General features: G+C 66.7%; 23 protein-coding genes and 1 other RNA gene. 4 read left to right on the top strand and 20 right to left on the bottom strand.

Going from position 1 to position 21,515, the window contains the following annotated elements:
* Window positions 1-31 precede the first annotated feature (31 nt).
* The 4 genes from GAK28_RS10105 to GAK28_RS10090 form a co-directional block, all read right to left on the bottom strand.
* On the bottom strand, window positions 32-1,390 hold the full coding sequence (locus GAK28_RS10105) for a GGDEF domain-containing protein (RefSeq protein ID WP_291778083.1): 1,359 nt from the start codon (window positions 1,388-1,390) through the stop codon (window positions 32-34).
* A gap of 42 nt (window positions 1,391-1,432) precedes the next feature.
* Window positions 1,433-2,704: a TCR/Tet family MFS transporter gene (locus GAK28_RS10100; protein WP_291778080.1), complete on the bottom strand. Its 1,272-nt coding sequence runs from the start codon at window positions 2,702-2,704 to the stop codon at window positions 1,433-1,435.
* A 17-nt stretch (window positions 2,705-2,721) separates the two neighbouring features.
* Window positions 2,722-3,900, bottom strand: coding sequence for a cation:proton antiporter (locus GAK28_RS10095; protein WP_291778077.1), 1,179 nt, complete (start codon window positions 3,898-3,900; stop codon window positions 2,722-2,724).
* 145 nt (window positions 3,901-4,045) lie between these two features.
* Complete coding sequence (locus GAK28_RS10090; protein WP_291778074.1) at window positions 4,046-4,390, bottom strand: EF-hand domain-containing protein; 345 nt, start codon at window positions 4,388-4,390, stop codon at window positions 4,046-4,048.
* A gap of 86 nt (window positions 4,391-4,476) precedes the next feature.
* On the opposite strand from GAK28_RS10090, the gene cysK reads away from it, so the two are divergent.
* Both cysK and GAK28_RS10080 read left to right on the top strand, forming a co-directional pair.
* Window positions 4,477-5,433 (top strand): cysteine synthase A, encoded by a 957-nt coding sequence (cysK, locus tag GAK28_RS10085; protein ID WP_291778073.1) that lies wholly within the window; start codon window positions 4,477-4,479, stop codon window positions 5,431-5,433.
* A gap of 274 nt (window positions 5,434-5,707) precedes the next feature.
* Window positions 5,708-6,076, top strand: coding sequence for a hypothetical protein (locus GAK28_RS10080; protein WP_291778071.1), 369 nt, complete (start codon window positions 5,708-5,710; stop codon window positions 6,074-6,076).
* A 3-nt stretch (window positions 6,077-6,079) separates the two neighbouring features.
* Here the strand turns inward: GAK28_RS10080 and GAK28_RS10075 are convergent, their stop codons facing one another.
* The 12 genes from GAK28_RS10075 to GAK28_RS10020 all read right to left on the bottom strand — a co-directional run bounded on the left by GAK28_RS10075 (window position 6,080) and on the right by GAK28_RS10020 (window position 16,230).
* Window positions 6,080-6,988 carry a hypothetical protein gene (locus tag GAK28_RS10075; RefSeq protein ID WP_291778068.1) on the bottom strand — a complete coding sequence of 303 codons (909 nt, stop codon included), beginning with the start codon at window positions 6,986-6,988 and terminating at the stop codon, window positions 6,080-6,082.
* A gap of 45 nt (window positions 6,989-7,033) precedes the next feature.
* Window positions 7,034-8,872 (bottom strand): ATP-binding protein, encoded by a 1,839-nt coding sequence (locus GAK28_RS10070; RefSeq protein ID WP_291778065.1) that lies wholly within the window; start codon window positions 8,870-8,872, stop codon window positions 7,034-7,036.
* Window positions 8,865-9,581 carry a hypothetical protein gene (locus tag GAK28_RS10065; protein WP_291778062.1) on the bottom strand — a complete coding sequence of 239 codons (717 nt, stop codon included), beginning with the start codon at window positions 9,579-9,581 and terminating at the stop codon, window positions 8,865-8,867. The genes GAK28_RS10070 and GAK28_RS10065 overlap by 8 nt, the downstream gene beginning before the upstream one ends.
* Complete coding sequence (locus GAK28_RS10060; RefSeq protein WP_291778060.1) at window positions 9,574-10,884, bottom strand: hypothetical protein; 1,311 nt, start codon at window positions 10,882-10,884, stop codon at window positions 9,574-9,576. The genes GAK28_RS10065 and GAK28_RS10060 overlap by 8 nt, the downstream gene beginning before the upstream one ends.
* Before the next feature lie 2 nt (window positions 10,885-10,886).
* Window positions 10,887-11,483, bottom strand: coding sequence for a GTP cyclohydrolase I FolE (gene folE / locus GAK28_RS10055; protein WP_291778055.1), 597 nt, complete (start codon window positions 11,481-11,483; stop codon window positions 10,887-10,889).
* A gap of 666 nt (window positions 11,484-12,149) precedes the next feature.
* Window positions 12,150-13,592: a DNA recombination protein RmuC gene (rmuC, locus tag GAK28_RS10050; RefSeq protein WP_291778052.1), complete on the bottom strand. Its 1,443-nt coding sequence runs from the start codon at window positions 13,590-13,592 to the stop codon at window positions 12,150-12,152.
* 74 nt (window positions 13,593-13,666) lie between these two features.
* Window positions 13,667-14,323: a ribose-5-phosphate isomerase RpiA gene (rpiA, locus tag GAK28_RS10045; protein WP_291778050.1), complete on the bottom strand. Its 657-nt coding sequence runs from the start codon at window positions 14,321-14,323 to the stop codon at window positions 13,667-13,669.
* The gene (locus tag GAK28_RS10040) at window positions 14,320-14,778 is read right to left on the bottom strand and encodes an EVE domain-containing protein (protein WP_291778047.1); all 459 of its coding nucleotides are present in this window, start codon (window positions 14,776-14,778) and stop codon (window positions 14,320-14,322) included. The genes rpiA and GAK28_RS10040 overlap by 4 nt, the downstream gene beginning before the upstream one ends.
* Window positions 14,775-15,386 carry a 5-formyltetrahydrofolate cyclo-ligase gene (locus GAK28_RS10035; protein ID WP_291778007.1) on the bottom strand — a complete coding sequence of 204 codons (612 nt, stop codon included), beginning with the start codon at window positions 15,384-15,386 and terminating at the stop codon, window positions 14,775-14,777. The genes GAK28_RS10040 and GAK28_RS10035 overlap by 4 nt, the downstream gene beginning before the upstream one ends.
* A 109-nt stretch (window positions 15,387-15,495) precedes the next feature.
* Window positions 15,496-15,678: non-coding RNA, 6S RNA (gene ssrS, locus GAK28_RS10030), on the bottom strand.
* 8 nt (window positions 15,679-15,686) lie between these two features.
* Complete coding sequence (locus tag GAK28_RS10025; RefSeq protein ID WP_291778004.1) at window positions 15,687-15,995, bottom strand: cell division protein ZapA; 309 nt, start codon at window positions 15,993-15,995, stop codon at window positions 15,687-15,689.
* A gap of 10 nt (window positions 15,996-16,005) precedes the next feature.
* Window positions 16,006-16,230 (bottom strand): TIGR02449 family protein, encoded by a 225-nt coding sequence (locus tag GAK28_RS10020; protein ID WP_291778001.1) that lies wholly within the window; start codon window positions 16,228-16,230, stop codon window positions 16,006-16,008.
* Window positions 16,231-16,317: 87 nt separating this feature from the next.
* On the opposite strand from GAK28_RS10020, the gene GAK28_RS10015 reads away from it, so the two are divergent.
* Both GAK28_RS10015 and GAK28_RS10010 read left to right on the top strand, forming a co-directional pair.
* Window positions 16,318-16,884, top strand: coding sequence for a UPF0149 family protein (locus GAK28_RS10015; protein ID WP_291777998.1), 567 nt, complete (start codon window positions 16,318-16,320; stop codon window positions 16,882-16,884).
* Entirely contained in the window at window positions 16,881-18,173 is a 1,293-nt protein-coding gene (locus tag GAK28_RS10010; protein WP_291777994.1) for an aminopeptidase P N-terminal domain-containing protein, read from the top strand. Before GAK28_RS10015 ends, GAK28_RS10010 begins: the two co-directional genes overlap by 4 nt.
* Window positions 18,174-18,347: 174 nt before the next feature.
* Here GAK28_RS10010 and cydX read toward each other — a convergent pair whose 3' ends face one another.
* From cydX to cydP, 4 genes are read right to left on the bottom strand one after another with little or no spacing between them, the layout of a single operon-like run.
* A complete protein-coding gene (cydX, locus tag GAK28_RS10005; protein ID WP_291777992.1) occupies window positions 18,348-18,485 on the bottom strand; it encodes a cytochrome bd-I oxidase subunit CydX in 138 nt (45 codons plus the stop codon).
* Window positions 18,486-18,497: 12 nt separating this feature from the next.
* Window positions 18,498-19,628, bottom strand: coding sequence for a cytochrome d ubiquinol oxidase subunit II (gene cydB / locus GAK28_RS10000; RefSeq protein ID WP_291777988.1), 1,131 nt, complete (start codon window positions 19,626-19,628; stop codon window positions 18,498-18,500).
* A gap of 11 nt (window positions 19,629-19,639) precedes the next feature.
* Entirely contained in the window at window positions 19,640-21,211 is a 1,572-nt protein-coding gene (locus GAK28_RS09995; RefSeq protein WP_291777985.1) for a cytochrome ubiquinol oxidase subunit I, read from the bottom strand.
* Window positions 21,208-21,426, bottom strand: a complete 219-nt coding sequence (cydP, locus tag GAK28_RS09990) for a cytochrome oxidase putative small subunit CydP (protein WP_291777982.1) — start codon at window positions 21,424-21,426, stop codon at window positions 21,208-21,210. Before cydP ends, GAK28_RS09995 begins: the two co-directional genes overlap by 4 nt.
* Window positions 21,427-21,515 lie beyond the last annotated feature (89 nt).

Here is a 21,515-nt window from a genome sequence, read left to right as displayed (position 1 = left end):
GCGCGCAAGCGCGCTCCTACAGCGGCCGGTGTTAGCCGATGACGCAGCGATTACGGCCGCCGTTCTTCGCCGTGTATAGCGCAAGGTCCGCGCGGTCGAACACCGAGCGCGGCGTGTCGCCAGTGCGGAACTGCGCCAGGCCGATCGATGCGGTCACCCGCACCGGCTGGCGCGCGGCGTGGAAGTTCAGGTGTTGCACCTTGCCGCGCAGGCGTTCGCACACCTGCAGGGATTCGGTCTCGTCGGCACCGTCGAAGATCACGATGAACTCCTCGCCGCCGTAGCGCGCCACGAAGTCCACCGGGCGCACGTACTTCACCAGCGCCTGGCCGATGATCCGCAGCACCGCGTCGCCGGCCGTGTGGCCGTAGGTGTCGTTGATGCTCTTGAAATGGTCGATGTCGATGGCCGCGATGCTTAGCGGCCGGCCCGTGACGAGCCAGTTATCGTAGATCGACTCGATGCGCTTCTCGTAGGCCAGCCGATTGGGCATGCCGATCATCGTGTCGGTCTGCGACAGCTCGTGCTCGCGCTCCAGGGAACGTTGCAGGGCGGTGCGCTCGGTTTCCAGCTGCTCCACGCGCAGGCGCATTGCCTCCGCGCGCTCGCGGTAGGCGGTGAGTCGCGTGCCCTCGCGGTCGCGGAACTCGTGGAAGCACTCGGCGATGGTCTCGAGGCTGTGGTTCACCTGCTCGCGCAGCTCGTGCATGTCGTCCAGCTCGAGCGTCGCCTTGCCCAGCAGGCGCATTTCGTGGGCCACGGAGGCGTCGAGCGCCTGGCCGTTGGCCTCGCCGGTGGACTGGTCGGTCAGCTCGCGCGACATGTACTGGGTCATCTCGTCGAGGCGGCCGGTGACATGGCGCAGCACGGCCTGAAGCGCGTCCAGTTCGCGTTGCAGGCCGATGCGCTGCTCGTTGACGAGGTCGGCGAGGCGATCGCCGCAGGCGGCCAGTGCCACGAGGTCGCCCGCGTCGGCCACGTCGTGGCGCAGGTCGTTCGCGCGGTCGGCCAGCTTGGGCAGCACCACGATGCGATCCACCAGGCGGCTCAGGGACGACTGCACGGACGAGCCGTGCTCGGTGCGCTGCGGGCGGGTGATCGGGATCGGCGGCGCCTCGTGCACGCCGTCGCGATGGGCGCCGAGGTTGTCGATGGCGTCGGTGAGTTCGCGAACCAGCGGTTCCAGGGACTCGGGTGGTCCCTGCATCGCGCCACTCAGGCGTTCGATATGCGGATCGATACCATCGTTGGCACCCAGCGCCACGCGCGACAGGCAGCCGACCAACTGGCGAAGCAGCGTCTCGGCATCGCGCCATTGGGCTTCCTCACGGCGTAACCGCTCGACAGCCTCGACATACTTGCTTTCCCACTGCTGGTTGTCCAAACGCACGCCCCAACACCGTCGCGTTGCTATGCCGAAATCCGGCACATCTTACGCCGAAGACGGGGGATTTGGCTCGGTCGTTTGCAACGGCGCGATGTCGCCTCGGGTTGCCCGGGCGGCGACCGCGACGCCAACCGCGATGAGCACGGCGGCCACCAGGAAGGGAAATCCGGGAAGGTGGACCGTACGCTCAGGGGCGATGCAATAGGCGAAGATCTGCGCGAACAGGTAGGGGCCGAAGATGCCGGCGAAACTCCCCATGCTGGCGATGGCGCCCTGGAGCTTGCCCTGCTCGTCGTGGGCGACATGGCGAGTCATCAGCGCCTGGATCGGCGGGCCGGCGAGCCCCCAGAGCGACATGATCGGGATGCCGATGAGGAACATCCAGCCGTAGGGAGCCAGTCCGAAGACGAGGAAGGCGATCACCCCGAAGCCCATCCCGGCCAGCAGCAGGCGGCGCTCGCCGAATCGTGCGGTCAGTCGACCGGCCAGCAGCGCCTGCACGACGCCATCGCTGAGGCCGACCAGCCCGAGGATGAGTCCGACCGCCTGTGGCCCCCAGGCGTAGCGGAAGTCCGCGTACAGGACGAAGACGGTCTGCAGCACGTAGTGAGCCAGATAGAACAACAGGATGACCACGGCCAGGCCGGAGACCTCCCGATGGCGCCGAAGTATCTTCAGGGCCCCGATGGGATGGGCGCTATGCGGCTCGAAACGTTTCGCCCGCTTCTCCGGCGGTAGCGACTCGGGAAGGATGAACAGGCCGTACAGGAAGTTGAGCAAGGCCAGCGCGGCGGCTATCCAGAACGGCAGGCGCAGGTCGATGCTGCCGAGCAGGCCGCCCAGGGCCGGCCCCACGATGAAACCGATGGCGAACGCGCCGCCCATCAGGCCGAAGACGCCTGCGCGCTTTTCGGGCGGCGTGGTGTCGGCGATGTAGGCGTTGGCGGTGGTGTAGCTCGCGGAGGTGATACCGGAGATCACGCGCCCGAGCATCAGTAGCCAGATCGACGGCGCCAGCGCCATGAAGACGAAGTCGAGCCCGAGGCCGAGGTTCGACAACAGGATGACCGGCCGGCGGCCGAAGCGGTCCGACAGCGCGCCCTGGATTGGCGCGCAGATGAACTGGATCGCCGCGAACACCGTGGCGAATACGCCGACCCACCAGGCCGCGTTGGATATGCCGCCCCCCGTCATGGTCTCGATGAGGTGCGGCAGCACGGGAATGATGATCCCGAAGGCGAGGATATCGATCAGGATGGTGACGAAGATGAAGATCACCGCGGCGGGGCGGGCGGCGCGTGGCAGCGGGGTGTCCATGGGAGCCGTCGTTCCTGTCAGGGTCGTTTCAGTCGCGGTGCCACGATCGGCACCGTCAGCATCGTGCTCGCCACGGCCATCAGCAGCAGGGCGGTGAAGGTCTCGCTGGTGATCAGGTGGCGGTCGAGCAACACGTTGACGAAGATGATCATGATCAACGCCTTGGTCTGCAGCAGCCAGCCGATCGTCCAGGCGTCGCCCGGTTTCCAACCGAGCAGGCGTCCCGCGAGGCCGACCCCCGCGAGCTTGCCCGCGACCGACGCCACCAGCAGCACGCCGGCGGCGATGAACACCGCCGCGCCGCCCAGCGCCCAGTTGGTGCGCAGCCCGGTCGACAGGAAATACACCGGCATCACCGTCAGCAGCACGTTGTGGCGGAGCGCATCCAGGCCTTCCAGCCGGAACCAGTCGCGATCCATCACCGCGCCGGCCAGGAAGGCGCCGACCATGAAATGCAGGCCGCACCAGTCCGCGCCGTAGCCGCAGGCGGCGAGCCAGACCAATCCCGTGAGGTAACGATCCGATTCGCGCAACCGCACCATTATCCGGCGGAACACCACCGCCGCCAGCGCAAACACGGCAAGGAATGCGACCTGGTGACCCACGCGCTTCCAGTCGAGCAGGATCACCGCGAGTACGGCCCAGATGGCCAGGTCGTCGAGGCTGGCGTAGCGCAGCACCCGCTGGCCCAGGGGCTCGCGGAGGATGCCGAGTTTCTCCAGCAGCAGGATCAGGATCGGCAGCGCCGTCACCGCGCAGGCCATGCCGATGCCCAGCACGAACTGCCAGGTGGCGGCGGTCTCGCCCATCCAGCCGTCGCGCCAGGCCAGCAGGCCCAGTGCGGCGAGACAGCCGGTGACCAGCGGCGCACCGAGCGCGAGCGCGGCGGTGGTGCCGCACTCGCGGCGCTGTCGCCATACCTCGCGCAGGTCGAGTTCGATGCCAGCGATCCACACGAAGACCATCACGGCCCACCACGCGATACCGTTCAGCGCGGCAACGACAGGGGGCGCGAACACCGTGGCGTAATAATCCGGAAACATCCGGCCGAGCACGCCCGGCCCCAGCGCGATGCCGGCGAGGATCTGCACCACCACCAACGGTGCCCAGTAATCGGTCCGTAACACGCGCCACACCAGGTACGGCGCGCCCAGGATGATCGTCATGGCGATCAGGAACAGTTCCGTCGTGTTCATCGGCCCTCCCCAGGGAGTGGCAAGCGTAGCCGAACCGATGACCCCGCGCCTCGCTCATGCCGTTGTAGGAGCGCGCTTGCGCGCGATGGGTGCTCGCGGCACCCCCCATCGCGCGCAAGCGCGCTCCTACAACAGTCGGGGTGTATCAGCGAGGAGGGCGGGCCAGCTCCTTCGCATCCAGATACCCGTCATGGTTCAGGTCCAGCCGATGGAACTGCATGATCAGATCGTGCTGGAACGTTTCCAGCTTCACCGGCTTGCGTCCCGGCGGCATCGGCCCGTCGTTGGCGTCGATCACGCCGTCGCCGTTGATGTCCATGCGCAGGAAGCCCTGGCTCATGTAGCGCACGTACTCGGCCTCGTCGACCTTGCCATCGCCGTTGGTGTCCATCCGGGCCAGGTACTCGGCAGGCGTGCGCGGAAAATCCTGCGCCATGACCGGGGCGGTCAGCAGCAGGGCGATGGTCATCACGTATGGACGTCTATTCATATGGATACATCGAATGGGTATTTGTCGTGCGCGCCACGGTGGGAGTACCTTTGAGGCCTTGCCTTTACCCATCACGGGACACGCCCATGATCCATGAAAGCATCCTCGACACGATTGGCCGAACCCCCATCGTACGCCTGCATCGTGTCGCTCCGTCGCACGTCTCGCTCTACGCAAAGGTCGAATCGTTCAATCCCGGCGGTTCGGTCAAGGACCGCCTCGCCATCGCCGTGATACTCGATGCCGAACGCAAGGGCCTCCTGAAACCCGGCGACACCGTGATCGAGGCCACCTCGGGCAATACGGGCGTCGCCCTCGCGATGGTCTGCACGGCGAAAGGCTACAAGTTCGTGGCGACGATGGCCGAGACCTTCTCCGTGGAGCGGCGCAAGCTCATGCGTGCGTACGGAGCCAAGGTCATCCTGACGCCCGCCGCCGAGCGCGGCACGGGCATGGTCCGTCGCGCGAAGGAGCTGGCCGAGAAGCATGGCTGGTTCCTGCCGAGCCAGTTCGAGAACCCGGCGAACCCGGCCTACCACCGCAGCACCACCGCCGCCGAAATCCTCCAGGACTTCGCGGGCCGTCGTCTCGACGCCTTCGTCACGGGCTGGGGCACGGGCGGCACGCTGACCGGCGTGGGCGAGGTGCTGAAGGTCGCGCGCCCGGAGGTGAAGATCGTCGTCGCCGAGCCGGCGGCCGCGTCGATGCTGGACGGCAAGGAATGGTCCCCGCACAAGATCCAGGGCTGGACCCCGGATTTCGTCCCCGGCGTGCTCAATCGCACGGTGTTCGATATCGACCTGCCGGTGGATGAAGTGGTCGCGCGCGACACGGCCCGCCGCCTGGCTGCCGAGGAAGGCCTTTTCGTGGGCATCTCGGCCGGTGCCACCGTGGCCGCCGCGCTGGCGTTCGCGAAAACCGCGGAGGAAGGCAGCGTGATCCTCGCCATGCTCCCGGACACGGGCGAGCGCTATCTCTCCACCTTCCTCTTCGAAGGCGTGAACGAAGGCTCCGACGACGACTGGCTCGCCAGCCTCCCCTAACGTCCTGTAGGAGCGCGCTTGCGCGCGATGGGTCTTGCGACGACCTGGCATCGCGCGCAAGCGCGCTCCTACATCGGCCCGGCGCGTCGGGAACGGCGGTAGCTCTGTAGGAGCGTGCTTGCACGCGATGGGTCTTGCGGCGACCTGGCATCGCACGCAAGCGCGCTCCTACATAAAACGTTCGATGAATCGTGACATCGGGGGAACGTCTCCAACGCATTCCCATCACGAACCGGCCGTCATGGTGGTCATCGTGCATCACGGAGACCCCCACATGACCCTCTTCCGCAAAAGCCTGGCCCGCGAACTGACCGGCCGCGCGCAGCGCCTCGTCGGCGCCGTTACCCACGACCGTAAGCGTGAACTCGTTGGCGCCACGCGCCAGTACACCGGTCATGCCGGCGTCGTGGCCAGCCGAGCGGTAACGCAGGTGCGCCTTCATCCCCGTGCAGGCATCGCCATCGGCGCCGGACTCGGTGTCGCGGCGCTCACCGCCGCCTGGTTGCTGGCACGTCGTCGCGCTGCCGCTCACGACCTCTACGACGAACACGACCCCACCCGCCAGCGTCCGACCGACGCCTCGGGCAACGCGCTCGACGGCTCGGGCGAAGACAATCCTGTCCCCGCCAGAGGCGCTTACTGATCCTCAGGCCACCTCGGCCCGACGCCGTAGCACGGCGAGCGGCTGGGCCCAGGTGGCGCCGGGGCGGCGCTTGCTGGTGACCAGGGTCAGTTCCGATGGCTGGAACACGTTGACGTTGTGCGTCGCCGGGGTGGTAAGGATGTACTGCGCGCGGGTGGACTTGAGGAACGCGCCCACCTTATCGATGTTGAAGATGTCCAGGTGCGCGAACGGTTCGTCGATGAACACGAAGCCGCCGGGACGATCCTCGTCGCGCATCAGCGCCACGAGCAACAGCAGCGACTTCATGACCTGCTGGCCACCCGACGCCTCGCCGTCATCCATGCCGATCCAGCCCTTCTTGTCGAACTCGAAGCGCACATTGAGCGCGGCCGAGGCCAAGGCGAGATCGTCGTTGCTGAGTTCGGGCAAGTCGACGTCCACGCCGATGCCAGCCAGTTCCGCGAGCACCTTCAGGTTCTTCGCGTAGCGGCGCACGGTGTTGCGCAGCACCTGGATATAGGCGCCGCGCGCTTCGTGGGTGATCTTGCCGGCGCGCTCCAGATGGAGGCGGCGCTTGTCGAGGTCGAGCTTCAGGCCTTCATGGTCGGCCCAGAGCTTCTCGCGCAGGGCGACGACGCTCGGATCCTGTTCCCAATGGCCTTCTTCGAGACGACGCTCGATACGGTCGATCTCGCGGCGCACGGCCGAAGGCGACTCGAAACGCTCGCGCAATTCCGCCGTGGCGGTGCGCGTGCGTTGCGACAGCGGCACATGGACACGCTTGGCGCGGAAGGCCTTGAGACGATCGACCTGTTCGCCGCGCAACTGGTGATACTGGCGCACGGCGTCCGCGAGCTGGCCTTGCACGGAGCGCTGCTCGCGCGCGGCGTTGTCGCGCGCGTTCGACGTCTTCAGGCGCTTCTCGCGCACTTCCTCGTAATGTTGTTCGGCCGCGACATGGCTGTCGGCCGTGCGCTACACGTCTTCCTGCAAACGCGGCTGCTGTTCGCGGGCCTCGTTGAATTCGTCGGCGCGATCGGCGAGCTGGCTGCTGGCGCTGGCGCCACGCAGCACGCCTTCCGCGTCGCTGGCCTGGGCCATGGCCTGCTTGCGTTCGTCGGCGATCTCGCGCAGGCGGGTCTCGACCTGGCGCAGCTTCGCCTCGCCGTCGCGCAGCTGGCGCTCGCGCGCGGCTGCGCCGAAATACATGTCGTCCACGCCGAGATGGCGACCGCCGCGACGTTCGCGGAAGTAACCCTGCGGCGTGATCCAGTCCTGCTCGCGACCGAACTTCGAACCTTCGGCGATATCGTCGACACGGCGGATGCGGTCGAGGTTGCGCAGCAGCCAGTCCGGCGCGGCGGCGGAGAATTCCACCACCTCCAGCAGCGAACCGCGCGTGGCGGCATCGGCGGGGGCGCGGTCCGCCACCACGAAGTGCTTGTAGCGCAGCTGCTCGCCGAGCTTCCAGGCCTTCTCGCGGTCGCGTGGATCGTCGAGCAGCACGACGTGGCGATAATCCGCCAGCACGGCTTCCACGGCGGGCTGCCAGCGCGGTTCGACGATCTCGACGATCTCGCTCAGCATGCTGTGGCGGATGCCAGCCTCGTCGAGCGCGCGGCGGAACGAGGCTTCGAAATCGGGCGTGTAGCGGCGACCGCTACGCCACGCGGACAGCTGCGTGGTGAGCGTCGTCAACGACTGGCGCAGGCTGCCTTCTTCGGTCTGCAGGGCGGCGACCTTCGCGCGCGCCTCGCGGGCAAGGTCGGCCAGGCGTTCGTGGTCGGCACCACCTTGCGCGGCGATCATGTCGCGCAGGCGGGTTTCCTGGCGGATCAGCAGGTCATTCTGTGCCAGCTCGGCACGCGCGGCGTCGAGGCTCTTCTGCGTGGCCTGGCGAGCGATGTCTGCCTCGTGCTGTTCGCCGCGCAGCGCTTCGCCGGTGGCATCGAGGTCGGCCAACTGGCGGGTGAGTTCCACGTCGCGACGTTCCAGCTCGCCCACGCGGCGTTTCACGCCATTGAGCTGCGGACGCGCGCCGCGCACGCTGGCGCCGAGGTCGGCCAGTTCGGTACGGGGCAGGATGTCGGCGACCAGCGACACGCGTTCGCTCTTGAGCGCGTTCCATTCCTGGAACGAACGCGCACGGGCCTCGGCCTCCTGCAGGCTCACGCCGATCAGCGAGAGCTGGTGTTCCAGGCCGTGCTGTTCGCGGTCGGCCTCGATCTGTTCGTTGCGGGCGCGTTGGTAGTCGTCGAGCACCACCTTGTCGCCGAACACGTCGAACACGAGGTCGAGCAGGGCCTTCGGCGGCAGCTGGCAGAGCTTGTCGGTGGCACCCTGTTCCAGCGTGAGCACGCGGCGGATCGCCTGTGACAGGCCGGCGCCTTCCAGGCGTACGCGATAGTCGCGCAGACCCATGAAATCGTTGCGCGCCTCGATATCTTCCACGCTCACGTCGCCGCCGAGCACGGCGTACTGGCGCGTCCACTCGCCGCCCTTCTTCTGGATGCGGCAGGCGAGGGTGACCTCGCGGTCCATGATCGGGAAGAACGGGCGTTCGCCGTTGGGGCCGGGGATGTTGCCCACGCGGGCACGCAGCCAGGCGAACGGCTTGCCGTTGTGGCGCAGGTAGCTCTTGTAGTCGCGGTTGCCGGCGCAGTCGATCGTGAGCAGCGTGCGCAAGGCATCCAGCAGCGTGGTCTTGCCGGAGCCGTTCGGGCCCACGACGGTGACGATGTTGGTGTCCAGCGGCAGGCTGAAGCGCTGCCAGTAATCCCAATGGACAACTTCGAGGCTGCGGAAATCAAACATCGGTGTTCTCCTCCGCGTCGTTCTCGTCCTGCGGTTCGTCGTCCACGTCGTCGACCGGGGGTGCGGACGCGGCGCGCGAGGCGGCGTCGGCCAGCAGGTCGCCGAGGGCGCCATCGAGGATGCGGCGGGCGGTGCGTTCGTAGTCGAAGGCGAGGTCGAGTAGCGGACCTTCGGCCACCTCGCCCTTGCGACGCACGATGAAGCCCAGGCGGTTGAGCGTGCCCAGGTTGAAGTTCACGCGCGTCTTGCCGCCGAGCTTCTCGGCGAAGTCGGCGATGAGCGTGCGCTCGGCGATCACCGGGGACAACGTGGGATCGCGCGGAATGGGCTTCTCCTCCGCGAACATCTGGCTCTGCGAAGCGGCCGCGTCGGCGTCCTGGCGTTCGACCTGGCGCTGGCGCTTGGGCAGCACGATCAGCGCCCAGATCACCACCAGCAGCGCGACGCCGTCGCGATCGAGTTGCAGCGTGTTGGAGATCCAGCTGTCGCTGCCGCCGAACACAGCGCGCTCGCTCTTGCGGGCGACGGCGAGGCCGATGTACGCGGCGTAGGGGTGTTCGCGCAGCACCAAACCCACGGCATCCAGGCGGCGGTCGAGTTCGTCACGGAAGGCCGGATCGAGCAGGGCCTTGCGCGCCTGGACGTCGTCGCGCGGCAGCCAGCGTTGGGCGAGCAGCCGGGTGACCAGGCTGGCGGTATCGTCATGCATCGGTGGTGTCCTTCGCGCCGTCGCGCGGACGCAGGCGTCCGACGCTGATCAGCGCGATCTGGGGCAATTCGGGGTCGATCAGCACAGGCTCGATTTCCAGCGCGAGCGGCAGGCGGGCGAGGTCGGCGGTGCCGCCTTCCAGCGCCGCCGACTCGGGGTCGCCGAGCAGGCCGAGCAGGGACAGGCGATATGCCGAGAGCGCGTAGTCGTCGCCGATCAGCGTCTGCGCCAGTTCGCGCGGCGCGGCGATGGCCGCCAGTTCCGCGTGCCAGTCCTCGAGGTGGCGAAGGTCTTCCTCGCCCATGGGTAGGTCGGCCGTGTCCAGTGGTTCTTCCGCGCCCGGCAGCGTCGTCACCTCGGTGGCGAGGCGTTCGCGTTCGAGCAGTTCGAATTCCGCGACGTCGAGCGCGATCTGGTCGTGGATGAACGGTGCGGGCAGCGGCAGCAGCAGTTCGCCGTCTTCGAAGGAAGCCAGCGTCTCGGCATCCTGCGCGCGCAGCCAGCCGACCAGGTCGGACGACGACAGGCCGGTGCGGCCCAGGTGCACGCGGTGCTGGTCGATCTTGTTCAGTTCGCGCTGAAAGGTGCCGGCTTGGCGGAGCAGGGCGCTCTGCGCGCGGCCCACGGCCTGGGCGAGGCGATGCGCCATCGGCTCCAGTTCGTCGCCTTCGGTGATCGCGGCCACCACTTCGGTGCCCTTCTCAACCCAGGTCCACACCGATTCCAGGCGCTCGGCGGCGCGACGGATGCGGTGTTCGGAGCCGGACAGCACGGCGCGATCGAAGTCGTCCTTCAGCTCGGTGAGGCGCGAGAGCAGGTGGCCCAGCTCGTCGGTGGAGATGCGGCCCACGGCCTGTCCGGCGGCGAGCTGGGCGGTGAGATAGCCCAGGCCATCGTCGTCGCCGTTCTCGAACTCCAGCATCGTCGTCAGCGCGGCAAGCGCCTTGCGGCCGATCGTGCTGACCCGATAGCGCATCGTCTCGTTTTCCCACGCGATGAGCTCGTGGTCCTTGAGGCGCTGCACGACGGTTTCGAGCTTCACGGGCTCGACGTAGGCGAACTGGTCGCGGATCTCCTGCGGGGCCCAGTCGGGCGCGTTGGGCCGGTTGCCCAGCGTGCGCAGCACCAGCAGGCGCAGAAGCACCTGTTCCTCGGTGCCGTGGAACAGCGCCGAGAAGGTGCGCAGCAGCGGACGGCCGCGCAGGAGGGGAAAGAATTCGGGGACGTCTTCGGCGACGACGCCGTCGCGGAAGATATCCTGGAGGCGTTCGTCGTGGACGTGGGTGTCGGCGGGTCCGTTCAAGTTCAGCGGCGATCGACGCCGACGAACCGGAGGAATTCGCTGCGTGTGCGCGGATCTTCCCGGAAGCTGCCCAGCATCTGGCTGGTGACCATGGACACGCCGCGCTTGTGCACGCCGCGGGTGGTCATGCACTCGTGGCTTGCGTCGATCACCACGCCGACGCCGCGCGGGCGCAGGGTGTCTTCGATGCAGTGGGCGATCTGCGCGGTGAGCTTCTCCTGCACCTGGAAGCGACGGGCGAAGCCGTCGACCACGCGGGCCAGCTTGCTGATGCCGACGACACGGTCGGTGGGCACGTAGCCGACATGGGCACGACCGATGATCGGGGCCATGTGGTGCTCGCAGTGGCTTTCGAACTCGATGTCGCGCAGGACGATCATCTCGTCGTAGCCGGCCACTTCCTCGAAGGTGCGGCGCAGGTACTCGGCCGGATCCTCGTCGTAACCCCGGAACCAGTCGCCATAGGCCTTGACCACCCGCTTGGGGGTGTCGAGCAGGCCTTCCCGCTTCGGATCCTCGCCGGCCCACAAGAGCAGCGTGCGCACGGCCTCCTCGGCCTGTTCGCGGGTGACCGGACGGGACTTGGACTCGTCGCTCATCGGGGCGGGTTCCTTACTGAAGGCAATCGCGCATTGTAGCGCGGGGGGAGGGGGTGGTGGGGTCCCTGCACGGGGCACTAGCTCGTCGTTCCTGTGAAAACAGGAACCTAGCGCCCCGGTTCGCCAGCACGGCGAGGGCATCGCATCGGCTTTTGCGTAGGAGGCCGCGACGCAACAACCGGTCGCCCCGCGCTGGGTTCCAGCGTTCGCTGGAACGACGGACTACCAGCCTCGTCGTTCCTGTGAAAACAGGAACCTAGCGCCCCGGTTCGCCAGCACGGCGAGGGCGCTACATCGGCCTTTGCGTAGGGGACCTCGACGCGACAACCGGTCGCCCCGCGCTGGGTTCCAGCGTTCGCTGGAACGACGGATCGCCAGCTCGTCGTTCCTGTGAAAACAGGAACCCAGCGCCCCGGATCACCAGCACGGCGAGGGCGTCGCATCGGCTTTTGCGTAGGAGGCCGCGACGCAACAACCGGTCGCCCCGCGCTGGGTTCCAGCGTTCGCTGGAACGACGGATCGCCAGCTCGTCGTTCCTGTGAAAACAGGAACCCAGCGCCCCGGATCACCAGCACGGCGAGGGCGCCGCATCGGCTTTTGCGTAGGGGTCTGCGAGGCGACAACCGATTGCCTCGCGCTAGGTTCCAGCGTTCGCTGGAACGACGGTCAGGGGGCTTCGGCCTCGTCCTCGCCCGGCTCGTCATCCGGGGCCAGGTCGAGCAAGCGTTGGGTTTCTTCCCCGCCCAACGTCTCCACGCCACGCAGCTTGCGCTCGATGGCGCGGGTGCGGACGCCGGCGTTGTCGATGCTGTTGCGCACCGTGTCCAGCTGCTTGCGGGTCTTTTCCAGCACGACGCCGAACTTGCCGAACTCGTTCTTCACCGCGCCCAACACCTGCCAGACCTCGGACGAGCGTTTTTCGATGGCCAGGGTACGGAAGCCCATCTGCAGGCTGTTCAGCAGGGCAGTGAGGGTGGTCGGCCCCGCCACAGTGACCCGATGCTCGCGCTGGAGCTGGTCGGACAGACCCGGGCGCCGGATCACCTCGGCATACAGGCCTTCGGTGGGCAGGAACAGGATCGCGAAATCGGTGGTATGCGGTGGCGAGACATACTTGCTGCGGATGCGCTTGGCTTCCTCGCGCACGCGCACCTCCAGGGCCTTGCCAGCACTGACGATGCCGTCGGTGTCGGCGGCGTCCTGGGCGTCGAGCAGGCGCTGGTAGTCCTCCACCGGGTACTTGGCGTCGATCGGCAGCCAGACCGGCTCGCCGTCGTCGGTGCCCGGCAGGCGGATCGCGTATTCCACCCGCTCGGCGGAGCCCGGCACGGTGGCGACGTTGGCGGCGTACTGCTCCGCGATGAGGATCTGTTCGAGCAGGGCGCCCAACTGCACTTCGCCGAAGGTGCCGCGCGTCTTCACGTTGGTGAGCACGCGCTTGAGGTCGCCGACGCCGGCGGCCAGGGCCTGCATCTCGCCCAGGCCACGCTGCACGGCCTCCAGGCGTTCGGAGACGAGCTGGAACGACTGGCCCAGGCGGGTTTCGAGCGTGGACTGCAACTTTTCGTCGACCGTGGCGCGCATCTGTTCCAGCTTGGCGGCGTTGTCCTGCTGGATCGCGGCGAGGCGGGTCTCCAGCGTGCCGCGCACCTCCGCGAGGCGCTTCTCGTTGTCGGCGGTGAGATTGGCGAGGCGCTGGTCGATGCTTTCGCCGAAATGCTTCAGCGTGAGGGCGGATTCCTCGCGGGTCTTGCGGGAGTCGTCCGCGAGGCCCATGCGCAGCGATTGCAGGCCGTTGTCGGTGCGTTCGGTCAGCTGGTCGAGGCGGCGGCCGAAGCCTTCGATGCGCTCCTGTTGGAGCGTGGAAGCGGCCTGGAGCTGCTCCTGAACGTGCCCACGGAACTGGCCGAAGCTGTCGCCCAGTTCGCCACGACCGGCGCGCTGTTCCTCGCGCAGCACGGCTTCCAATCGGCGGGAGTCGTCACGCAGGGCATCGAAGCGGGCGGCACCGTTGTCGTCGCGACGGCGCGACAGCAACACGACCAGCAGGCCCAGGCAGGCCAGGGCGATAACGAGGAGGACAATAAGGAGGATGGATTCGAGCGTCATGCCGCAAGGTTACCCGTTTTGTAGGAGCGCGCTTGCGCGCGATCGCGCGCAAGCGCGCTCCTACAGGTGTCGCTTCAGATCTCGCGATTGCCCACGATCACCACGTCGGCCGGGCGTTTGGCGAACAGGCCCACGCACACCACGCCGACGATCTGGTTGAGCTTGGCTTCCAGCCCCACGGGGTCGGCGATGCGCCAGCCGTGGACATCGATGATCCAGTTGCCGTTGTCCGTGGTGACGCCGTCGCGCCACACCGGCTGGCCGCCCATGGCGACGATCTCTCGCGCCACAAGGCTACGCGCCATCGGGATGACCTCGATGGGCAGCGGGAACTTGCCGAGAACCTCCACCTGCTTGGTGGCGTCCACGATGCAGACGAACTTCTCCGACGCTGCCGCGACGATCTTCTCGCGCGTGAGCGCGGCGCCGCCGCCCTTGATCAGGTTCTTGTGCGGATCGCACTCGTCGGCGCCATCGACGTAGAGGTCGAGGCGGCCCGCCGCGTTGAGGTCGATCACGTCGAAGCCGAGCTTGCGCAGGCGTTCGCTGGAGGCCTCCGAGCTGGAAACCGCGGCCTTGATCTTGTCGCGGTACTGGGGCAGCTCGTCGATGAAGAAATTCACCGTCGAGCCGGTGCCCACGCCGATGATGCCGCCCTTGAACGCGCCGTTGCCGACGTACTTGAGCGCGGCGGTTTCCGCGGCAAGTCGCTTCTCGTTGTCCTGGCTCATGGTTTTTCCAGCGTGAGGATGAAATCCCAGTCGCCCTTGGCGACCGGCATCACGGAGAGGCGATTGCCCTTGCGTACCAGCGGCATGTCCTCCAGCGCGTCGTGGCCTTTCAGCTCTTCGAGCGAGATGGTGCGCTTGAGCTTGCGATCGAACTTCACGTCGACCAGGAACCAGCGCGGTTCCTCGCGCTTGCTCTTCTCGTCGTAATACTTCGACTTCGGGTTGAACTGGCTCTCGTCCGGATAGGCCGTGGAGGCCACCGTGGCGATGCCGACGATGCCCGGCACGTCGGTGTTGGAGTGGTAGAAGAAGATCTTGTCGCCAACCTTCATGCCATCGCGCATGAAGTTGCGCGCCTGGTAGTTGCGAACGCCGTCCCAGGGCTCAGTGCCCTTGCGTTGCAGGTCGTCGATGGAGAAGGCGTCCGGCTCGGACTTCATGAGCCAATACTTCATGCCTTCACGCCCGTGCAGTCGATCAGTTCCTTCTCGGTCGCCACGTAGTCGAGGGCGATGTCCCATTCCGCCGTCTCCAGCGTGGGAACTTCCTGGAATGAGTAGCCCACGCCCACCAGTAGCGGCTGGGCCGGGCGCTCGCGGTCGCGCAGGAATTCGAAGCTGCGGTCGTAGTAGCCGCCGCCGAAGCCCAGGCGGTTGCCGCGACGGTCGAATCCGAGCAGCGGCACGAGGACCAGTTCGAGCTTGTCGGCTTCGATGATGTGCTCCGAGGCCTTCGGCTCGGGGATGCCCAGTTCGTTGGCCTCGACATCCTCGCCCGTGGTCCACGGCGCGAAGCGCAGACGGCGCTTGCCGCCCACCTTGGTCACGATGGGCAGGTAGAACGTCTGCCCGCGTTCGGCCAGCGGCGCGATGGCGAGGTTCAGCGGCAGCTCGCCACCCGTGGCCCAGTAGCCGGCCACGTGCTTGTCGGTGAGGAATTCGGGGAGCTGTTCCAGCGAGGCACGCAGGCCCTGGGCCGCGGCGACGCGCTCGGCGGGTTTCAGCTCACGGCGCCGCTGGACGAGGTCCGCGCGCAGTTCACGTCTCTCGGGGAGCTTTGACATGGGTGGTTCAGCCGAACGGCACAGGCGGGGTTGCCGTCGAGCCGCTCCCCCCGGTGCCGCGGGGGGAACGCTGACCGGTCGCGTGGACCGGCCGGCGAAGAATAAGGAGGCGTCCTCCGCCCTGCCGCTGTACACCAAACGACCTTGATCCAAAGGATCAGGTGGGAGAACCACGCAACTTCAAGGCTTTCCGCACTCGGCGGACATGCGCAACCATCACGTACGGTCGACCCGGGGTCGTATGTAGGAACAAGGCAAATGTAAAGTGCACTGGCGAACAGCGCAGAGAACGCCCGGGGGTTATTTTATCGAGCCGTCCACGAGAGCATCAAGCTTTCGACGCAAAGCGGCGATTCCGTCGGTCAGCACCTGTTCCTGAGAGGCCTGATCCTTGCGCAGCGTGAGCAATTCATGAGCGATGCTCACCGCTGCCAGCACGGCGATCCGGTCGAAGCCGGGCACCTTCGCGTTGGACTTCAGCTCGCGCATCTTGCCGTCGAGGAATTGCGCGGCGGCGACGAGGCCGGCCCGCTCGTCGGGGGAGCAGGCGATATGGATCTCGCGATCGAGCAGGCGCAGGGCCACCGGTTCGCTGGTCATGGCGTTCATGCTTGAAATTTCAGCCTGTGTTCTCAAGCGCCTTGAGGCGCTGGATCATCGCTTCCACACGGCTGCGCGCCTGTTCGTTGCGCGCCATGAGACTGGCCCGTTCGCTGGCCAGTTGTTCCTGGCTGTGCCGCAGGCTGCGGTTTTCCTCGGTGAGGCGGCGAACGGTGTCGACGAGCCGGTCGAGCGTGGCGCTCAAGGCTTCGAATTCGGTCTTGAAGGCGTCCGGGTTCGTCATGAGGCGGACTATAACAGGGGCGGCAGGTCCGGCGCGCGGGCGGGTGGATTAGAATCCACGACCGTATCCTCCAGGAGTCCCCCCGTCATGTCGGCCAACCTGACCGTCGATCCCGAAGACATCGCCGAGCTGATCGGGCGCTGCAAGCTGGCCACCAATGTGAGCGAATTCCACGGCTCCCTGGTCGGCTTCATCAGTTCCGGTGGCATCTTCCCCGGACATTCGGTGCTCGGCGCCCTCCAGCTCGAACCCGACCCCGCGCCCAGCGCCGACGAGGTTGCGATGCTGGGCCGCCTGCGCCAGCAGACCCAGGAATGGCTGGCCGATCCCGAACTGACCTTCTCGCCCTGGCTGCCGGACGACGACGCCCCCATCGCCGAGCGCGCGGATGGCCTGACGGACTGGATCCGCGGCTTCCTGGGCGGCCTGGGCCTGGGCGGCTCGGTCATGCGCAACCAGGCCATGAGCGACGATGCGAAGGAGATTCTGAAGGACATGGCCGCCATCGCCGCCACGGAATTCGAGTTCGACGCCGATGACGACGTGAACGACGAGAGCCTGATCGAGCTGGAAGAATTCGTCCGCGCGGGTGCCATGCTCCTGCACGCCGAACTCGCCACCGGCCCGCAGCCGGCGAGCGATACGCTGCATTGATCGCGGCGGCCGAATACGCCCGGCGGCGCCGGGAGCTGATGCGCATGGTCGGCGAGGATGCGGTACTAATCCTCGCCGCCGCTCCCGAGCGGATGCGCAATGCCGACGCGCCGTGGCCGTACCGGCAGGATTCCGATTTCCATTACCTCACCGGCTTTGGCGAGCCCGAGGCCGTGCTGGCCCTGTTGCCCGGTCGCGCGCACGGTGAGACGGTGCTGTTCTGCCGCGAGCGCGATGCCGAGCGTGAACGCTGGGATGGCGAGCGCATGGGCACCGATCGCGCCGCGCGCGAACTGAAGCTCGACGATGCCTTTCCCATCGACGATATCGACGACATCCTGCCCGGGATGATCGAGGGCCGCTCGCGGGTCTATTGCCATTTCGGCCTGGAGCCGGATTTCGACGCCCGCCTGCTGGGCTGGATGCGTCGCCTGCGCACGGCGCGTGGTGGTGGCGTGGTGCCGAAGGACCTGGTCGCGCTGGGTCACCTGCTGCACGACATGCGCCTGTTCAAGTCGCGCGACGAGCTGGCGCTGATGCGCCGCTCCGCCGAGGTGGCGGGCGCCGCGCACCTGGCCGCCATGGCGATGGCTCGCCCCGGCGTGGCCGAGTACGAGATCGAAGGCGAGATCCTCCGCACGATTCGCGGGCGCGGTGCGGTTCCCGCCTTTCCGCCCACGGTGGCCGGTGGCGCGAACGCTTGCATCATGCATTACCAGCAGAACCGGGCCACCTTGAAGGATGGCGACCTGCTGCTGATCGACGCGGGTGCGGAAGTGGATTGCTACGCCTCCGACATCACCCGAACCTTCCCGGTGGGCGGTAGTTTCACGAAGGAACAGCGCGCGCTCTACGACATCGTGCACGATGCGCAGCTGGCCGCGATCGATGCCGTCCGTCCGGGGCGTTCCTTCGCCGATTCGCATGACGCCGCCGTGCGCGTGATCGCCACCGGGCTGTGTGCGCTGGGCTTCATCAAGGGCGGCGTGGAGCGCGCGATCGCCGACGGCGCGTACAAAACGTATTTCCCCAGCAAGACAGGCCACTGGCTCGGCCTGGACGTGCACGACGTGGGCGACTACCGCATCGATGGCGAGCCGCGCGTGCTGGAGGAAGGCATGGTGCTCACGGTGGAGCCGGGCATCTACGTGCCACCGAACGACCGCGCGGTGCCCGAGCGCTGGCGCGGCATCGGCATCCGCATCGAGGATGACCTGATCGTTACCAAGGGTGCGGCGGACGTGATGACGGCGATGGTGCCGAAGGCGCCCGACGCGCTGCAACGGTAGAGGCGATGCGACTCGCTCGCGGTGCTGGTAGACAGAGGCGCTGGGTTCCTGTTTTCACAGGAACGACGAGGGTGAGGTAACCGTCGTTCCTGCGCACGCAGGAACCCAGCGCGATGCAATCGATTGTCGCGATCACTTTCCTACGAAAAGGCCGCCTTACGGCGGCCTTTTCGATCACGGTCCCTCGTGCTTGGGCATCACATCCTTCCTTCGATGCGCTTCATCGTCCGAGTGCACCTCGTACCACATTGCGTTGAGGATGCCGAAGGCGCAGGCGAGGCCAAGGCCGAGGATCCAGGCGAAATACCACATGGCGTCGCTCCTTCAGTACATGCCGTGCGACTTGCGCACATGATCAAGGGTGACCCGGCCGCGCATTACGCGGAAGACCCAGCCGGTGTAGAGCAGGATGATCGGCAGGAACACCACGGTGACGCCGAGCATCAATAGCAGCGTGCCCTGGCTGGACGATGCGTCCCACACCGTGAGGCTCGACGACGGGCTGCTGGCCGATGGCATCAGGAACGGGAACAGTGCGAACCCTGCCGAGAGGATCGTGCCGGCCACCGCGAGGCTGCTGCAGAAGAAACCCAGGAAACCGCGACGGCCGATGAACAGCTGCAAGCCCAGCGCACCGACGAAGGCCAGCACCGGCGCGCCCCAGAACATCGGATGCGTGAGGTAGCCGGCGAACCAGGTACCTCCCACCGCGACGTCCTTGCCGAGCGGATTCGAGGCGGCGTCAGTCACCACCGGTCCAGCGATGGCGTAACCCGGGATACCATAGGCAAGCCAGATGCCGGCCAGCACGAACAGCACCACATACACCAGCGACGCGATACGCGAGACCTTCACGGCACGCACGGCGATGGTGTGGTCCGCCTTCATCGCAGCCCAGGCGGCACCATGGGCGAGCAACATGCTCAGGCTCACCAGGCCGCTCAGCAGCGCGAACGGGCGGAACAACTGGAAGAACGTGCCGTCCCAGGTCATGCGCAGGTCGCCGTCGAAATGGAACGGCAGACCCAGGAACAGGTTGCCGAAGGCCACGCCGCAGACCAGCATCACGATCACGCCCGAGGCCACCAGGCAGTAATCCCACACGGCCTTCCAGGTGGCGTGGTGCACCTTCTCGCGGAAGTTGAAGCCCACCGGGCGAATGATGAAAGCCACCAGCAGCACGAACATCGCCACGTACAGCCCCGAGAACGAGGCGGCGTAAAGCAGCGGCCATGCGGCGAACACCGCGCCGCCGCCAAGGATGAACCACACCTGGTTGCCTTCCCAGGTGGGCTCGATGGTTTCCAGCAGCACCACGCGCTCGTGTTCGTCCTTGCCGAGCACGCGGAGCAGGGCGGCCACGCCGAAGTCGAAGCCGTCCATGATGGCGAAGCCGATCAGCAGGATGCCGATCAGGGCCCACCAGATGATGCGCAGGGTTTCGTAATCGAACATGTCGTTCTCCTTTACGCCGTCTGCGCCGTGGTCGGGATCGCGTCGGGCTTCTTCGGCCACATGCCGAGGCCGTCCGGTCCCTTGCGCGCGAACTTCACCATCAGGTAGCCGTCGATCACGGCCAGGGCCGTGTAGAACAGAACGAAGCCACCCAGCGAGATCCACACCTGACCAGAGGTGAGCGACGAGGCACCGAGCGCCGTCGGCAACACGCCTTCGATGGCCCACGGCTGGCGACCGTACTCGGCGACGATCCAGCCCAGTTCCGCGGCCACCCACGGCAACGGTAGGCTCCACAGTGCTACGCGGAGGAAGCGACGGCCTTCCAGGCGACGCTTGCTGGCGCGCCAGAAGGCATAGCCGAACAGCACGATGAACCACAGGCCGCAGGCGACCATGATGCGGAACGACCAGAACAGCACCGGCACGTTCGGGATGGTGCTGTCGGCGGCCTTCTGGATGTCTTCCGGCGAGGCCTTGCGCGGATCGTCCATGAAACGCTTCAGCAGCAGGGCATAGCCCATGTCCTTGTCGTGCGCGGCGAGGATCGCCTTGGCCTGCGCGTCGTTCTTGTTCTCGCGCAGCACTAGCATCGCGTCGTAGGCCTTGATGCCGTCGGCGATACGTACCTTGGCGTCGTCCACGAGGTCGGCGATGCCGAGGATGGGCTCGTCGATCGAGCGCGTGCCCATCAGTCCCATCACCCAGGGGATGCGCACCGCCGCATGGGTCTCCTTAGCTTTCACGTCCGGCAGGCCGAACAGCGTGAACGAGGCGGGTGCCGGTTCGGTTTCCCACATGGCCTCGATGGCGGCCATCTTCATCTTCTGGTTTTCCGAGACGGCATAGCCCGACTCGTCGCCCAGCACCACCACCGAAAGCGCGGCGGCAAGGCCGAAGCTGGCGGCCACCGTCATGGAGCGCTTGGCGAAGTCGATGTTGCGTCCGCGCAATAGGTACCAGGCGCTGATCGACAGCACGAACATCGCACCCATCGTGTAGCCGGCGCTTACCGTGTGCACGAACTTCGACTGGGCGACGGGGTTGAAGATCACCTCCTTGAACGAGGTCACCTCCATGCGCATCGTCTGCGGGTTGAACGCAGCGCCCACCGGGTTCTGCATCCAGGCATTGGCGATGAGGATCCACAGCGCCGAGAGGCTGGTCGCCAGGGCGAGGAACCAGGTGACCAGCATGTGCTTCAGCGGCGAGATGCGATCCCAGCCGAAGAAGAACAGGCCCACCAGCGTGCCTTCGAGGAAGAACGCCATCATGCCTTCGATGGCGAGCGGGGCGCCGAAGATGTCGCCCACGTAGTGCGAGTAGTACGCCCAGTTCGTGCCGAACTGGAATTCCATGGTGACGCCGGTAGCGACGCCCATGGCGAAGTTGATGCCGAACAGCACGCCCCAGAACTGGGTCATGCGTTTCCACACTTCGCGTCGGGTCATGACATACACGCTTTCCATGATGGCAAGCATGAACGCCAGGCCCAGCGTGAGCGGGACGAAGAGGAAGTGATAAAGAGCGGTCAGCGCGAATTGCAGGCGCGATAAACCGACGACATCGGGGTCGACGATCATGGCTGGTTTCCCTGGGTGGAGGCGGAAGCGGGGGCGAGTGCGCGGCTGACGCCGGCGGGCGAGACATCGGCTCGCGGCAGCGGGCGTATGGCCACGTACCAGATGAGCATGAGCACGGCGAGTTTGGCGACGACAATCACGGAGAGCTCGAAAACGAGTCTCTTGAGTGGTTTGTCACGCCATCGGCGGCCTTTGGTCGGAATGTCGACAACCATGGGTGCGACTCCAGCAAGTCCCTTGAACATCCGCAGGCATCGTAAGCCTGACGGTTCCGACGCGAGCCATGGCCGATTGTCGCAACGGG

This window comes from Luteibacter sp. (assembly GCF_009912395.1).
Lineage (GTDB): Bacteria > Pseudomonadota > Gammaproteobacteria > Xanthomonadales > Rhodanobacteraceae > Luteibacter.
The sequence above is the reverse complement of the archived record's forward strand: the minus strand, read 5'-3'. Positions and strand labels throughout refer to the sequence as shown.

Coding starts and splice junctions, on each gene's coding strand:
- GAK28_RS10095 (WP_291778077.1), bottom strand. CDS start 3,900: ATGAACACGACGGAACTGTTCCTGATCGCCATGACGATCATCCTGGGC.
- GAK28_RS10015 (WP_291777998.1), top strand. CDS start 16,318: ATGTCGGCCAACCTGACCGTCGATCCCGAAGACATCGCCGAGCTGATC.
- rpiA (WP_291778050.1), bottom strand. CDS start 14,323: ATGAGCCAGGACAACGAGAAGCGACTTGCCGCGGAAACCGCCGCGCTC.
- cydX (WP_291777992.1), bottom strand. CDS start 18,485: ATGTGGTATTTCGCCTGGATCCTCGGCCTTGGCCTCGCCTGCGCCTTC.
- GAK28_RS10065 (WP_291778062.1), bottom strand. CDS start 9,581: ATGCATGACGATACCGCCAGCCTGGTCACCCGGCTGCTCGCCCAACGC.
- folE (WP_291778055.1), bottom strand. CDS start 11,483: ATGAGCGACGAGTCCAAGTCCCGTCCGGTCACCCGCGAACAGGCCGAG.
- GAK28_RS10080 (WP_291778071.1), top strand. CDS start 5,708: ATGACCCTCTTCCGCAAAAGCCTGGCCCGCGAACTGACCGGCCGCGCG.
- GAK28_RS10035 (WP_291778007.1), bottom strand. CDS start 15,386: ATGTCAAAGCTCCCCGAGAGACGTGAACTGCGCGCGGACCTCGTCCAG.
- cydB (WP_291777988.1), bottom strand. CDS start 19,628: ATGTTCGATTACGAAACCCTGCGCATCATCTGGTGGGCCCTGATCGGC.
- GAK28_RS10100 (WP_291778080.1), bottom strand. CDS start 2,704: ATGGACACCCCGCTGCCACGCGCCGCCCGCCCCGCCGCGGTGATCTTC.
- GAK28_RS10020 (WP_291778001.1), bottom strand. CDS start 16,230: ATGACGAACCCGGACGCCTTCAAGACCGAATTCGAAGCCTTGAGCGCC.
- cydP (WP_291777982.1), bottom strand. CDS start 21,426: ATGGTTGTCGACATTCCGACCAAAGGCCGCCGATGGCGTGACAAACCA.
- GAK28_RS10025 (WP_291778004.1), bottom strand. CDS start 15,995: ATGAACGCCATGACCAGCGAACCGGTGGCCCTGCGCCTGCTCGATCGC.
- GAK28_RS10040 (WP_291778047.1), bottom strand. CDS start 14,778: ATGAAGTATTGGCTCATGAAGTCCGAGCCGGACGCCTTCTCCATCGAC.
- cysK (WP_291778073.1), top strand. CDS start 4,477: ATGATCCATGAAAGCATCCTCGACACGATTGGCCGAACCCCCATCGTA.
- GAK28_RS09995 (WP_291777985.1), bottom strand. CDS start 21,211: ATGATCGTCGACCCCGATGTCGTCGGTTTATCGCGCCTGCAATTCGCG.
- GAK28_RS10070 (WP_291778065.1), bottom strand. CDS start 8,872: ATGTTTGATTTCCGCAGCCTCGAAGTTGTCCATTGGGATTACTGGCAG.
- GAK28_RS10090 (WP_291778074.1), bottom strand. CDS start 4,390: ATGAATAGACGTCCATACGTGATGACCATCGCCCTGCTGCTGACCGCC.
- rmuC (WP_291778052.1), bottom strand. CDS start 13,592: ATGACGCTCGAATCCATCCTCCTTATTGTCCTCCTCGTTATCGCCCTG.